Annotated in this window: 13 protein-coding genes and 1 pseudogene; 7 read left to right on the forward strand and 7 right to left on the reverse strand. The window is 63.3% G+C overall.

Annotated features, from left to right (window positions below; translation table 11 throughout):
• Positions 1–28: 28 nt before the first annotated feature.
• Entirely contained in the window at positions 29–454 is a 426-nt protein-coding gene (locus tag FOY91_RS00620) for an Rrf2 family transcriptional regulator (protein WP_116462985.1), read from the reverse strand.
• Between the two features lie 78 nt (positions 455–532).
• Between FOY91_RS00620 and FOY91_RS00625 the strand changes: the two genes are divergently transcribed.
• The 3 genes from FOY91_RS00625 to hmpA are packed head-to-tail and all read left to right on the forward strand — an operon-like array spanning position 533 to position 2,501.
• Entirely contained in the window at positions 533–964 is a 432-nt protein-coding gene (locus tag FOY91_RS00625; RefSeq protein WP_198355618.1) for a group III truncated hemoglobin, read from the forward strand.
• Between the two features lies 1 nt (position 965).
• Positions 966–1,241, forward strand: a complete 276-nt coding sequence (locus FOY91_RS00630) for a TehB family protein (RefSeq protein WP_116462983.1) — start codon at positions 966–968, stop codon at positions 1,239–1,241.
• A gap of 48 nt (positions 1,242–1,289) precedes the next feature.
• The gene (gene hmpA / locus FOY91_RS00635) at positions 1,290–2,501 is read left to right on the forward strand and encodes an NO-inducible flavohemoprotein (protein ID WP_145147073.1); all 1,212 of its coding nucleotides are present in this window, start codon (positions 1,290–1,292) and stop codon (positions 2,499–2,501) included.
• A gap of 362 nt (positions 2,502–2,863) precedes the next feature.
• Here hmpA and FOY91_RS00640 read toward each other — a convergent pair whose 3' ends face one another.
• The 4 genes from FOY91_RS00640 to FOY91_RS00655 all read right to left on the reverse strand — a co-directional run bounded on the left by FOY91_RS00640 (position 2,864) and on the right by FOY91_RS00655 (position 6,908).
• Positions 2,864–3,784 (reverse strand): TDT family transporter, encoded by a 921-nt coding sequence (locus FOY91_RS00640; protein ID WP_145147075.1) that lies wholly within the window; start codon positions 3,782–3,784, stop codon positions 2,864–2,866.
• Between the two features lie 202 nt (positions 3,785–3,986).
• Complete coding sequence (locus FOY91_RS00645) at positions 3,987–5,015, reverse strand: Swt1 family HEPN domain-containing protein (RefSeq protein WP_116462980.1); 1,029 nt, start codon at positions 5,013–5,015, stop codon at positions 3,987–3,989.
• A gap of 20 nt (positions 5,016–5,035) precedes the next feature.
• Positions 5,036–5,701, reverse strand: coding sequence for a hypothetical protein (locus tag FOY91_RS00650; RefSeq protein WP_116462979.1), 666 nt, complete (start codon positions 5,699–5,701; stop codon positions 5,036–5,038).
• Between the two features lie 334 nt (positions 5,702–6,035).
• Complete coding sequence (locus FOY91_RS00655; RefSeq protein WP_116732679.1) at positions 6,036–6,908, reverse strand: LysR family transcriptional regulator; 873 nt, start codon at positions 6,906–6,908, stop codon at positions 6,036–6,038.
• Between the two features lie 146 nt (positions 6,909–7,054).
• Between FOY91_RS00655 and FOY91_RS00660 the strand changes: the two genes are divergently transcribed.
• From FOY91_RS00660 to FOY91_RS00675, 3 genes and pseudogenes are all read left to right on the forward strand, one after another.
• Positions 7,055–8,122 (forward strand): molybdopterin-dependent oxidoreductase, encoded by a 1,068-nt coding sequence (locus FOY91_RS00660; protein WP_114688962.1) that lies wholly within the window; start codon positions 7,055–7,057, stop codon positions 8,120–8,122.
• Positions 8,119–8,631, forward strand: coding sequence for an MgtC/SapB family protein (locus tag FOY91_RS00665; RefSeq protein ID WP_116732694.1), 513 nt, complete (start codon positions 8,119–8,121; stop codon positions 8,629–8,631). The genes FOY91_RS00660 and FOY91_RS00665 overlap by 4 nt, the downstream gene beginning before the upstream one ends.
• Before the next feature lie 350 nt (positions 8,632–8,981).
• Positions 8,982–9,200 (forward strand): annotated as a pseudogene (locus FOY91_RS00675) (Tn3 family transposase); the annotation flags it as partial.
• Between the two features lie 21 nt (positions 9,201–9,221).
• Here the strand turns inward: FOY91_RS00675 and FOY91_RS00680 are convergent.
• Entirely contained in the window at positions 9,222–9,404 is a 183-nt protein-coding gene (locus FOY91_RS00680) for a hypothetical protein (RefSeq protein WP_116463104.1), read from the reverse strand.
• Positions 9,405–9,557: 153 nt separating this feature from the next.
• On the opposite strand from FOY91_RS00680, the gene FOY91_RS00685 reads away from it, so the two are divergent.
• A complete protein-coding gene (locus FOY91_RS00685; RefSeq protein WP_238995149.1) occupies positions 9,558–11,456 on the forward strand; it encodes a sensor domain-containing phosphodiesterase in 1,899 nt (632 codons plus the stop codon).
• Positions 11,457–11,580: 124 nt separating this feature from the next.
• Here FOY91_RS00685 and FOY91_RS00690 read toward each other — a convergent pair whose 3' ends face one another.
• Positions 11,581–12,756, reverse strand: coding sequence for a zinc-dependent alcohol dehydrogenase (locus tag FOY91_RS00690; protein ID WP_116732693.1), 1,176 nt, complete (start codon positions 12,754–12,756; stop codon positions 11,581–11,583).
• Positions 12,757–12,771 lie beyond the last annotated feature (15 nt).

Raw genomic sequence — 12,771 nt, forward strand, 5'->3', positions numbered from 1 at the left:
GCGTCCACGACATCGGCCTGTTTGGCACTCAAGCCGCCTTCGGAGCGAACAGGTTCGCTATTTCGCTACGTTTCGCGAGCAAGTCGGCGAGTGTATAGCCATCGAGAACAGCCAGAAAGGCAGCCAACGCCTCGCGAAGGGCACCGGTCAGTCCACAGGCCGGGGCAATGATGCATGTGCCGCAATCCACGAGATCGAAGCCGTCTTCGGTGTGCCGAACGACAGCGCCGACGATGATGTCCTCAGGTGCTCGCCCGAGCTTGATACCCCCGAACCTGCCGCGAGCGCTGGCGAGATAGCCGGCTTTGCCGAGGTCATGGACCACCTTCATCAGGTGGTTTTGGGAAATCCCATAGGCACGCGAGATTTCCGCGATCGAGCACAGCCGCTCGGGGCGCGCGCCGACGTAAAGAAGCACCCGCATCGCATAATCGGTGTAGCGCGTCAGCCGCATTGGGTCTCCCGGTCAAGGCCTCATTGGCCGGTGCCGCTTATATGTATTTCCGTTGCATGTTTCAAAGCTGCTGATTAGATGCATACCTGGTACATGATTGGAGCACGACTCGTGAGCGGTTTCGCTGAGATCGACGAGCAAGGGCTGGAGCGGCTTATCGCCCTGTTCTACGCGCGGGTTCGGGAGGACGCCGAACTCGGCCCGATCTTCAATGCCGCGATTCCCGACTGGCCCGAGCATCTGGATAAGCTCACCGCGTTCTGGTCGTCGGTGATGCTGACCAGTGGGCGCTACAAGGGCAATCCCGTTGCGGCGCACCTCCGGCATACCGGACGCATTACCCCCGCCCTGTTCGATCGCTGGCTGTCATTGTGGGCCATGGTCACCGAGGGCGTGATGGCGCCTGCTGCCGCAGCGGCTCTCCAAGCCAAGGCGGCCCGCATTGCGGAAAGCCTTCAGCTCGCAATGTTCTTCAAGCTCCCGTCCGCGCAAGATCGCAAGGCCGCCTGAGATGAGCGCCGCCATTCCCTACCGCTCTACCCCGGTGTTCAATGAGGCGACGCTCCCTGCCGCCTTGCGCAGCGAGCATCGCACGAAGGCCGAGGTGTGGGGTGTGATCCGGGTGACGGAGGGCAGGTTGAAGCTCACCTACCTTGACCCGGTATCGGAGACGATCATCACGCCGGGTGTGCCCGGGCTGATCCTGCCCGAGCAACCGCATTTCGTGGAACCGCTCGGGGCCATGAAGATGCAGGTCGATTTCTATAACGAGCCGCCCAGCGGCTGATCCCTATCCTCGACGGTCAAATGACCGCCCCATTCAGCAGGAGACCTTATGTCGCAGCCCTTGAGCGAGCAGACGATCGCGCTCGTCAAAGCCACCGTTCCGGCCCTTGAAGCACATGGGCTGGAAATCGTGCGCGTCATGTACGCGCGGATGTTCGAGAACCCGATGATCCGCGACCTGTTCAACCAGTCGCATCATGGCGAGACGGGCTCGCAGCCCAAGGCGCTCGCGACCGCCATCCTCGCTTACGGTCGAAACATCGACAATCTCGGCGCACTGGCGCCAGCAGTCGAGCGGATCGCGCAGAAGCATGTCGGCCTGCAAATCCTGCCTGAGCACTACTCTTACGTTGCCGAAGCCCTGCTCGGCGCGATCAAGGAGGTCCTGGGAGAGGCCGCGACGCCCCAAATCCTCGGAGCCTGGGGCGAGGCCTATTGGTTCCTCGCCAACATCCTGATCGCGCGTGAGGACCATATCTACCACGACCTGGCGTCTGCCGAAGGCGGATGGTCCGGATGGCGGACGTTCGTCGTTGACGAGGTGCGGCCCGAAAGCGCGATCATCACCTCGTTTGTGCTACGGCCGACCGATGGCCGGCCCGTCATCGCGCACAAGCCGGGCCAGTATCTCACCTTCTGGCTCGAAATCCCCGGTCATCCGCCGCTCAAGCGCAACTACAGCATCTCGGCTGCCCCGAACGGCACGACCTATCGCATCTCGGTCAAGCGCGAGCCGCAGGGGATCGCCTCGAACTGGCTCCACGATCATGCCGCACCCGGAACGGTGCTCAAGGTCGCACCGCCTGCCGGCGAGTTCTTCCTGGCCGATCGTCCGGAACGGCCTGTGGTGCTGCTCTCGGGCGGCGTCGGGCTGACACCGATGGTGGCGATGCTGGAGACGATTGCCCAGCGTCATCCGGACCTGCCTGTTCATTACGCGCATGGAACTCTCAACGGTTCGACGCACGCAATGGGTGATCATGTGCGCTCGCTTGTGGCTGATCGCCCCAACATCCGGATCACAACCTTCTATCAGCAGCCGCGGACCGAGGATGTGGCGGAGCGCGATTTCGATGAGGCGGGTCTGATCGACGAGGAGTGGCTGCGCCAGGAAACGATGGGCGCTGAAGCCGATTACTATCTTTGTGGGCCACGCCCGTTCCTGCGGACGTTCGTTTCCACGCTGTCGCTCGCCGGCGTGCCTTCCGATCGCATTCACTATGAGTTCTTCGGTCCCGCCGACGAGCTGTTAGCGGCGTGACGAGACGGGGCAGAGCCGTGGCAGGCGCCACGGCTTTGTCCTGACAACGTTCGTATGGAGGAGGAGAGCGCCCGTTATCGCTGCGTCGGGGACGACGGCTCTCCGCTGATCGTGGTGGAATACCGTCATGTCGGCCAGCTCGATACCGATGCTGGCCCGCGCCGTTATCCAGGCGCGCGGCGGCTAGCCCTCTCTACGGGGGAGCCGGTCCGGTATATCGATGCTTGCACCTTCGAGGTCATCGATAGCGGGGAGCTGCTTCGCCGACGTGATGGAGGATGAAGCCTTCGCCGCCCTCAATCGGTTCTCGCGTCGGGCCAGTTCCTCGTGACGGCAAAGTGGAGCTGGATCGGGATCCTCACTCAAGCGCTAAATCCCTTTTCCAGCCCCGCGATCAGATCGTCCACATGCTCCAGGCCGATTGACAGCCTCAGCAGGGCATCCCTGATCCCCGCGATCCTCCGAGCTTCGATCCCCATGCGCGACGGCACCGACACCGGCCAGCCGTGCGCCGCGAGGATAGCCGGCGCGTCCGCCCCGAGCACCAGCATGCCCAGAGCACCCGTGCCGATCGGTCCCAGCGCCAGCCAGGAGGACGCCGCCATGCTCTCGTGCGGCAGTTTGTGGAGCGCCATGCGCAGGATGAGGATGGCGAGGATGCCGAACGCGACCGGCACCGAATAGGCCCACAGCACATAGGAGGTCGCAAGCGTGACGAGCTGCGCGTGAGGATCGGCCAGATGCGGCGCGAGCAGCCCGCCGCTGGCGCCCGCCACTTCGGCAGCGACGACCGGCAGCAACCATACCGCCGTCATGCCGTCCAGGCTGTGCTCGTGACGGGTGAACATCATGTACGGGATCAGCACGCCACAGGCGAGCGACATGGCGACGTCGATCCACCACAGGACGTGTGCGACCGGTACGATGCCATTCCCGAACCGTGCGATGCCGAAGGCGAAGCAGCCGTTGATGATCGTCGCGAGGCCCATCGGGATGGTGCCGATGAACATCGACACGGTGTTATGCCCGAAGATGCGCCGCGCCTCGTGCCCGAACATCACCCAGCGCGCGCCATAAAGGCCGGCGAACAGCGCGAAGAGTGCGATATTGAAGAACCACAACACCTCGCCGACGGGTTTAAGCGAAGGTCCGATGCCGGGCACCTGCGGCAGCGCGAGGGCAAGGATGCCCATGCCCATCGTCGCGGCAAACCAGTTGGGCGTGAACTGACGGATCATCTCGCGGGGATGATCGAGCCGGCTGAGCGGCTTGGGTCGGTACATAGAACGGACCCAGATATACGTTAAGCACCCTCATCTGGGTTCAGGCGGCGCAAATCACCTATTTTTAATACAGTATGGAAGGACCGGCTCTAGGAAACCAAGTGGAGCCGTTGGATGGCGTGTAGTGGCGCACTGCTACCAGACTGACTTTCGGTTCCCTTCGCGGGTCAGTTGCGTTCGCTCTGCTGCCCCTTTGAAATCCTCAGACGCCGAAAAACGAACAAGGCATATCAGGACTGAGAAAGGCGAGCGGATTCTCGGGTCCGAGCACATATTCCGGCCATTGCGATGCCAAAGCGATCACCGCTTCCTTATCCGAAAAAGCGGCGCGCACGATGCTATTCACCGCGGCCTCGTGGCACTTTTCGATAAGCGCAACGATAGCTTTGGTACCCAGGACCGAAGGTATCGTCACGCGAACCTCGCTAGAGAAGCTGTCAAGCAGAACATGGACGAGGTGCGGGTGGAGCGCGCGGGTTCGATCTAGGAATCGTCGGTAGTCTAGGCCGCGTCCATCCTGCGCGAACAGTCGAATGTCATAAAGGAGACCCGGCTGCCCGGCTTTGAGGGTTGTGACATTGGCCCACGGACGTTGCTGGTAATGCACGGTCATCCCAACCGGCAGCTCCTTGTTCCGCGTTCCGATTTGTGCCCAACGCTTCTTCTCGAACTCGACGAACGGGAGCGGGTCGAGCGGCAAAAAGCGCTTAGCCACTGGATTGATCCGCTGCGGCAGGAAGGGCTGGCCGTTGTTGTAACTGGTGCAATATCGCCAAAAGCTCTTGTCCAGATCCCGTAGAAACTGAAGAATGCGGGCGTAGTCATCAGCATGCCCAGCGCGAAAGTGCGCGACGCGGTTGCGGATTTGCTTAACCTCGCGCAACTTGGCATGCCAAAGATCGCGCGGGGGGAAATAGGTTTCGAAGCAGTCCCAATGTGTCTCGATCAATTCGAGCAAGGCGGGCAACTGACTGTAGCTCAGCGCGCTGCTTTCCGCTGTAGGCATATGGGTAAGCGATGCATCTGCCTGTTGATGGCCCGGCTTCTTTTTCAGATCATCTGCCCAAGAATCGCCGAGCTTCGCTCGAAGCTCGACGTAAACCATCGCCCGCAGCCACGTTTCGAACTGCCATAGACGTGAGTAGGTGTTGACGACCCGCACCGGGACATCGCCTATGCTCTCGGGACGGACCTCGCCTGCTGGCTCGGTTGCTTGCACGCCATTCGTCATCAAAATCCCCCGGGCGACCGTCAGCGCATTTTCACCGGGCCGAACATCCCCGATTCCACAAGGCTCAGATAAATCTTCTTGAGAGCCAGTGCGGTCTCCTGCGTCACGAACAGGGACGATCGACTGCCATGGGGCTCGCCAAGCAGATAGGGGCGCATCGTTTCCCACGTTTCGGCGCGCTGCGACCAGCGCCAGCAGGGGAGTTCCTGCTCGAGCATCAGAGGCACGGCGAGCGATTTTGGGATGGTGTGGTTGGCTTCCAGACCGCGGTCCCAATTGCACCGGACGAGGATGGGCTCAGCGTTGTCCATGTAGAACGGACCGTCGAGACGTTCGGCGGAAATCGAGACCCCAGGCGGGCAGACAATTCGTTGCGCTGAAGCGATCACCTTGTCGCCGTCAACGTAGGGACAGGTGATGAAGCCATGCGCAAAATAGCGCGTATGGTCGAGACCTTCATAGCCCGTGCGTTCGCTGGGATAGGTTTCCGGATTCCGCCCGTCATGCTGGGCGACCAGCGGGTGCCAGGTGGGATAGCCGTCGACCGGCGGACCGATCTCCTCGACAATCGCACGAAGTGCCCCGTCCGACAGCTCGCGCTGTGCTGGCGTGAAATGCCGCGACACAAGGTAGTTGCGCGCCTTCTCATAACCGCTCGCAGCGGCTTCATCTGCTCTGAACGCCATTTCGATTCCTAATACGGCCTTACTGTGCGCTGAAACGGCAAATTACACATGAGATGTCAATATCGTGCGCGTCTTAGGTATTAAGCGCGACGGCGACACGTTGCCTCGTGAACATGTCCGACAAACACATGTTTTCGGACAGGGTGCGCTCCGGCCTTGGGTCGTGGTGCCAACAGGACGGCAGAGTGTGCGACAAATCCTGTCGCTTTGGTCAGCTGTACGGAAACCCGAATCTGGGGGTTTGCCGACACCCGATCGCGTTACCGTATATCTGGGTCCGTTCTATGTGCTGACCCCGGCTTGAGGCCGCTGAGAACGGAGTGCGTGTCGGCAGTCATGCGACCTGCTCCTTGACGAGGTTCGTCAGCGCGTCGGCCGCGCGGGTGCGATAGCGTTCCTTGTGGCGTAGCGCGTGAAAGGCGCGGTCGGGCAACCCAAGCGGCAGCTCGACCAGATCGCCGGCCTTGAGCGCGCGTGCGACGACCAATCGCGACAACACAGCGACGCCGGCACCGGCCTCGACCGCGGTACGCACCGCCTCGTTGGACGGCAACGTCATCGCTACCGTCAGCTGGGCCGGATCGAACCCGCGCGTTCGCAGCACGTCCTCGAAGGTCGAGCGCGTGCCCGAACCCTGCTCGCGGACGATCCAGCGTGCAGCGCGAAGCCAGTCCTCGTCGACGCGCCCGGCGTCCTCGCGGCCGACCAGCACCATCGGGTCATGCCCGACATTCCAGTGGGCGAGCGCCGGTTCGTCCACCTCGCCCTCGACGAAACCGAGCTCCGCGGCGCCGCTCAGGACCTGCGCTGCTGCACCTTCGGTGTTGTCGATCGCCAGTTCGACCGCGATCTGCGGGTGGCGTTCGTGGAAGGCGGCGAGCTTTGCCGGCAACCAGTAGCTCGCGATCGTCTGGCTGGCGACGATCCGCAACGAACCACGGGCAAGCCCGGCATAGTCCGCCAGCATCGTCTCGGCATGCGCTGCCCGCCCCAGCACCGCGCGCGCTTCCTCCAGAAAGCCTCGGCCTGCTTCGGTCAGCTGGATGCCACGCCCGACGCGGTGAAAAAGAGGAACTCCGTAGCGCGCTTCGAGGGCCGCGACCGCGCCGGAGGCAGCGGACTGCGTCACGTTCAGCGCCTCCGCTGCTTTGGTGACGTGTTCGCGCTCCGCGGCACCGACGAAGATTCTGAGCTGCTCCAGGGTCATGCAGCATATATCGCGTACTTAGATCGATACGACCAACCGTTTGATATGGTCATTCCAATCTGGATATCGGAATGATCGGCAGCCTTTCGTCTGCGATGGTCTCGAAGACTTGGAGCGTTAGGCGGGCCTGCGACGTTTGATCGTCCATGACCAATATGATCGCGCGCAATTCCGATCCCTACAACGCCGAGCCGACGCCCGGTGCGTTGATCGAGCGGTTCCTGACGCCGCAGGCGCTGTTCTACGTGCGCAGCCACGGGCCAGTGCCGGATCTGCCCGCCAATCATCGGATCGAGGTGAGCGGGACGGGCATGGCGAGCCGCTCTTTTTCGGTAGAGGAACTGAAAGCTACGTTCCCCACGCGGACGGTGACGGCAGTTCTCCAGTGCGCCGGCAACCGGCGCACTGACCTCCAGCAGGTCGGAAAAACGTCGGGTGATCCTTGGGATGTCGGCGCGATCGGCAATGCAGAGTGGACCGGCGTACGCCTGGCCGATGTGCTCGATGCGGTCGGCGCACCTGATGCTTCCGACCTGTTCGTGGCGTTCACCGGCGCGGACGAGGTGGACGTGGAGGGCGAGGAAGCCTTGTTCGGGGTATCGATCGCCATGAGCAAGGCGCGGCAGCCCGACGTCCTCCTCGTCTGGGCGATGAACGGCGAGCCGCTGACGCCCGAACACGGCGCACCGCTCCGCATGGTGGTGCCGGGCTATGCCGGCGTGCGCAGCGCCAAGTGGCTGACACGGATCGAGGTGCGAGACATGCCTTCCGACGCACCGATCCAGGCGCACGACTACAAGCTGTTTCCCGCCGATGTGACGAGCGACACCGTCGACTGGAGCCGGGGTCTGACCATCAATGCCATGCCGCTCAACGCCGCGATCTGCGTGCCCGGCTCTGGCGAAAGCCTGCCGGCCGGGGAGGTGCGGATCGAGGGCTATGCCATCGCCTATGATCGCCGCGTCTCTCGGGTCGAAGTGTCGGTAAACGGTGGTCGCGAGTGGCAACAGGCGACGTTCGCCGATGATCCGGAGACGCACTGGGGTTGGCGGCGCTGGACCCTCGACGCCACGCTTGCCAAAGGTCGCCAGCACCTCGTCGTGCGCGCCTTCGACGGGGCTGGACAGGGACAGCCCGAACGGCCGGACACGATGTGGAACTTCGCCGGCTATCTGTGCACCGCCTGGCATCACGTCCACGTGCTGGTCGAATGATCGAAGCGTCAGCGGGATCGGACATCGGCTTCTGGATCGATGCGATCGGGCGGCTGGTGGTTGCGACCGTGGCCGGGATGGTGCTCGGCTGGGAACGCTCGCGCGAGAACCGGCAGATCATGGGCTTGCGAACGCTGGGTCTGGTCGGTCTGGCGAGCTGCATCGCCGTGCAGGCGGTCGTGCATAGTGGCCTGCCAAATGTAAACGCCGACGCCGCAGGGCGGGCGATGCAGGGCATTCTGACAGGCGTCGGTTTCATCGGTGCCGGCGCGGTGCTGCGGGTCGGCCAGGGTCAGGAAGTGCATGGATTGGCGACCGCCGCGTGCATCTGGGTGACGGCCACGATCGGCGCGGCAGCGGGGTTGGCAGTGTGGCCGCTCATCATCGGCGGGGTGAGCCTTGCAATGCTCGTCCTGTTCGTCGGTGCGCCGCTGGAACGCCGCATCCGCGAGCGGGCTCGCCTGACGCCGGCCGAGGCCGACAGGAAGGACGTCGAGCGCAAGCCGTGATCCCGCTGGATCGCCCGGTGCCTGTCGGCGTCGGGAAGCGGCAAGGTGCAATCAGGACACCAGCGCCGCATCGGCCTGGCGCCGGACCTCGTCGGCGATCGGATGCGGCTCGGAAGCGGGGCGCTCGCCCACCACTGTGGATCGGCGTGCAAAAGGGACTCCGGTAGCGGGGTGATCGGCGTCGAAAAAGGACCCCTCATCCTGGGGGTCTAGGCTGCTTGCTTGGCGGTGTGTCAAGCGGCGAGATCGGGATGGGGAACGGTGAGAGAAGGGCCGAAAACGTACGCTAAGAAGTCTTTGGAGAGCAGCGATACAGCCAAGCTCCCGGCCGTATTCGGCAGGTTACGTCAACAGGCAGCGCAACGCTGTGGAACACCGTCTATCTCGACCAGGCCGTCCGGCACCTGCGCGGCAGCGGCGTCGACGTACCCGACGAACTGCTCGCCCATGTCGCGCCGCTGGGCTGGGAGCATGTCGGCCTCACCGGCGACTATCTATGGGGTGAGATCGACAAGCCCCGCGGGCGATTCAGGCCGCTCCGCCTTCACCAGCAGGGTCGCGACGCTTAGCGTACGTTTTCGACCATCCTCTCACCGCCCCCGATTCGAGTCGGCATGCACCAGCTTTGCGTAGCGCTCTGCCATATTCAGGTGAATTGCTGCAATTGCTGGGTCGGCCGCAGACGCGGCCAGCTCGCGTTCTTGCTGCTCGCGCTTCACGTAATAGTCAGTCGTGGCCTGATCCATTATCGCAGCTCCTTGAATCAGCGCCATGCGCCATGTCCCGGTGCGTGCGCCCCCGCTCGCATCCACGACAATAGCACATGATTGTTGCGGAAGCGAGTCGACTCCAAAACCCTTGGAGCGTGTGTGTTAGCGGTTTGGTATCGATTCGCCGGCTAGGTCCGGGGCGAAGAGGCACGGATCGTGAAACAGAACGAAGAAGCGCGACTTGACGCGCTGTACCAGTTGAACCTGCTCGACACGCCTCCGAGCGCGAGCTTCGATCGCATCACGCGCATGGCGAGCCAGATCTTCAATCTGCCTATTTCGGCGGTATCACTGACCGATCGGGACCGGCAGTGGTTCAAATCGCGTGTCGGGGTCGAACATAGCTCCATACCGCGCGACAAGGCACCGTGCGCGCAGGTGGCGGAGACCACCGAGGTGCTGGTCATCCCCGACCTTCTCGCCGACAACTGCTATGCGACGAGCCTCCTGGCGGAAACAGGAGTTCGCTTCTACGCTGGCGTTCCGCTCGTTACCCGCGAAGGATTCGGCCTCGGCTCGCTTTGTGTGCTCGGCACGGAGCCGCGAACGGTGTCTGAGGTGGAGATGACCGGCCTGAGCGATCTGGCCGATATGGTCATGGTGCAGATCGAGATGCAGCACGCGTTCGGGCGCATCGATCCCCTCAGCGGCCTTCCCAACCGCACCCAGTTTCTCGACGATCTTGAAGACCTTGGTCGGGATGCGCCTGGCGAGCGGCGATATGCCGTGCTGCTCGACCTTGCCCGTAACGACCAGCTCAACAACGGCCTGCGCGTGAGGGGGCCTTCGTTCGTCGATGACATGGTGCAGGATGCCGCCAGGTCGCTCCGGGCAGCACTCGGCCCCGGACGAACGGCCTGCCATGTCGCTGCAGCGCAGTTTGCGTTCCTGTCCCCGCCTGAGCCTGAGCGGGACGCATATCTGGCGTTGGTCGGCTCGATGCTGGCGACAGCCCAGAATGCTTCCGTCGTTCGGTTCGCCATGACCACCGCGATTGGGGTCGCGTCCGTCATTCTTGGTGAGGCGGACCCGCGCGATGTGCTGCGCCCCGCCTATAGCGCCGCCCAGGACGCCCGTGCGTCAGAGAACGCCGTTAGCCTCTACTCACCCGACGAGGACCGCGTTCACGGTCGCAGGTTCACGCTCCTCAACGATTTTGGTGCCGCGCTCGACCAGCCGGGTCAGCTCAGGCTCGTATTTCAGCCGCGGGTCGATGTCGCCTCGGGGCAGTGCGTCGGGGCGGAGGCGCTGCTCCGCTGGAAGCATCCTCGCTTGGGGGAAGTGTCACCCGGAGAGTTCATTCCGATCATCGAGCAGACCTCGCTTGCGAAGCCCACTACCGCATGGGTGCTTGATACGGCCATGCGACAGCTTGCAGCCTGGCGGAAAGAGGGGCTCGACCTTCAGCTTTCGATCAACGTCTCTGCGGCCAATCTCGAAGAAAGCGACTTCGCCGGACGCGTGCAGCTCTATCTCCTGAAGCACCGGCTGCGCCCGGATGCGATCGAGCTGGAGGTGACGGAAAGTGCCGTGATGGAGAATGGCGGTCGCGCCATGACGCAGCTTCGCGAGCTGAAAGCCGCCGGGGTGCCGCTGGCAATCGACGATTTCGGCACGGGCTATAGCAGCCTTGCCTATCTCCAGCGCCTACCGGCGCGGGTGGTCAAGATCGACCAGTCATTCATCCGGCACCTGGCGGAGGAAGAGCGGGAGCAAGCCCTTGTTCGTTCAATGATCACCCTCTCGCACGATCTGGGCTACCGCGTCGTTGCCGAAGGCGTTGAGAGCGCCGCCGCTGCGACGATGCTGGCCGGGATGGGGTGCGAGGAAGCACAGGGCTACCACTTCGCACGACCAATGGAGGCGGAGGATTTCCGGCAGTGGTTGGTTGCTTCGCGCAGTTTGCCGCTGAGGACCGCCACCGCATCCGAAGCAGCAGCAGGCGGACATCCTGGCCCGAGCCGGGTGCAACGCGATCCAGGGCTATCTTTTCGCAAAGCCGCTCTCGCCGGCTCAGGCCACCGATCTACTCGACCAGGCGGCACGCTCGGCTAAAGGCAGCTGCCTAGGTCCGTCGACATACTTGGTCTCAAGCTGATCGACACCGCCGCTGAACATAATCCACAGCGGCGGTGGCGATCGGCATCGATAAGCGTCCTGTTCCCGGTTGTTCCGCCAATCAGCCGTGCGGCCGCATGACAACCTTGATTACACCTTCTTCCTTGTCGCGGAATTTAGCGTACATTTCTGGCGCGTCTTCAAGACTGGCCGGATGCGTGATCACGAAGCTGGGATCGATCGCGCCCGCGACGATCTTATCCAGTAGCGGCTTGGTGTAACGTTGCACGTGGGTCTGCCCAAGCTTGATCGTCAGCCCCTTGTTCATCGCTGCACCGATCGGAAGCTTGTCACCCATCCCGACGTAGACGCCGGGCACGGAGACCGTGCCGCCCTTGCGGCAGCTCATGATCGCCTGCCGCAGGACGTGGACGCGATCAGTGGCGAGCATCATGCTTGCCTTCACCTTGTCCATGACCGCGTCCGCCGCCCCGTGCGCGGCCGCCTCGCAGCCGACAGCATCGATGCAGCTGTCGGGGCCCCGGCCCTTGGTTCGCGCCTGCAGCTCGTCATAGACATCGGTTTCGGCGAAGTTAATCGTCTCAGCGCCACCGGCCTCCGCCATGGCGAGTCGCTCGGGCACCTCGTCGATCGCGATCACGCGGCCGGCGCCCATCATCAGCGCGGAGCGGATGGCGAACTGGCCGACCGGACCGCAGCCCCAGATCGCGACGGTGTCGCCATGCTCGATCTGCGCATTCTCGGCGGCCATGTAGCCGGTCGGGAAGATATCCGATAGGAAGAGGGCCTGCTCATCGGTTACGTTGTCGGGAATCTTGATCGGACCGACATCCGCCATCGGCACCCGGAGATACTCCGCCTGGCCGCCGCAGTAGCCGCCCAGCATGTGGCTGAAGCCGAACAGCCCGGCGGGCGAATGGCCCATCGCCTTGGCGGCCATCTCGGCGTTCGGATTGGTCCGATCGCAGGCCGCAAACAGACCCTTCTTGCAGAACCAGCAATCGCCGCAGCTGATCGTGAACGGCACCACCACCCGGTCCCCGATCTTGAGGTTGGTGACCTCGGACCCGAGCGCCACGACCTCGCCCATGTTCTCGTGGCCGAGGATGTCGCCGGCCTCCATGGTGGGCTGGTAGCCATCCAGCAGGTGAAGGTCCGACCCGCAGATCGCGCAGGCGGTTACTTTGATGATCGCATCGCGCGGGTGCTTGATCTCGGGATCCGCGACGGTGTCGACGCGGACATCGCCTTTACCGTGCCAGCATAGTGCGCGCATGTCGTTTCCTCATCT

This window comes from Alterirhizorhabdus solaris, assembly GCF_007785815.1.
Lineage (GTDB): Bacteria > Pseudomonadota > Alphaproteobacteria > Sphingomonadales > Sphingomonadaceae > Alterirhizorhabdus > Alterirhizorhabdus solaris.

What these genes read in the sequence shown, in the direction of transcription:
- FOY91_RS00640 (WP_145147075.1), bottom strand. Translation starts at nt 3,784, where the DNA reads ATGTACCGACCCAAGCCGCTCAGCCGGCTCGATCATCCCCGCGAGATG.
- FOY91_RS00620 (WP_116462985.1), bottom strand. Translation starts at nt 454, where the DNA reads ATGCGGCTGACGCGCTACACCGATTATGCGATGCGGGTGCTTCTTTAC.
- FOY91_RS00665 (WP_116732694.1), top strand. Translation starts at nt 8,119, where the DNA reads ATGATCGAAGCGTCAGCGGGATCGGACATCGGCTTCTGGATCGATGCG.
- FOY91_RS00660 (WP_114688962.1), top strand. Translation starts at nt 7,055, where the DNA reads ATGACCAATATGATCGCGCGCAATTCCGATCCCTACAACGCCGAGCCG.
- FOY91_RS00690 (WP_116732693.1), bottom strand. Translation starts at nt 12,756, where the DNA reads ATGCGCGCACTATGCTGGCACGGTAAAGGCGATGTCCGCGTCGACACC.
- FOY91_RS00625 (WP_198355618.1), top strand. Translation starts at nt 533, where the DNA reads ATGCATACCTGGTACATGATTGGAGCACGACTCGTGAGCGGTTTCGCT.
- FOY91_RS00655 (WP_116732679.1), bottom strand. Translation starts at nt 6,908, where the DNA reads ATGACCCTGGAGCAGCTCAGAATCTTCGTCGGTGCCGCGGAGCGCGAA.
- hmpA (WP_145147073.1), top strand. Translation starts at nt 1,290, where the DNA reads ATGTCGCAGCCCTTGAGCGAGCAGACGATCGCGCTCGTCAAAGCCACC.
- FOY91_RS00680 (WP_116463104.1), bottom strand. Translation starts at nt 9,404, where the DNA reads ATGGCGCTGATTCAAGGAGCTGCGATAATGGATCAGGCCACGACTGAC.
- FOY91_RS00630 (WP_116462983.1), top strand. Translation starts at nt 966, where the DNA reads ATGAGCGCCGCCATTCCCTACCGCTCTACCCCGGTGTTCAATGAGGCG.
- FOY91_RS00645 (WP_116462980.1), bottom strand. Translation starts at nt 5,015, where the DNA reads ATGACGAATGGCGTGCAAGCAACCGAGCCAGCAGGCGAGGTCCGTCCC.
- FOY91_RS00650 (WP_116462979.1), bottom strand. Translation starts at nt 5,701, where the DNA reads ATGGCGTTCAGAGCAGATGAAGCCGCTGCGAGCGGTTATGAGAAGGCG.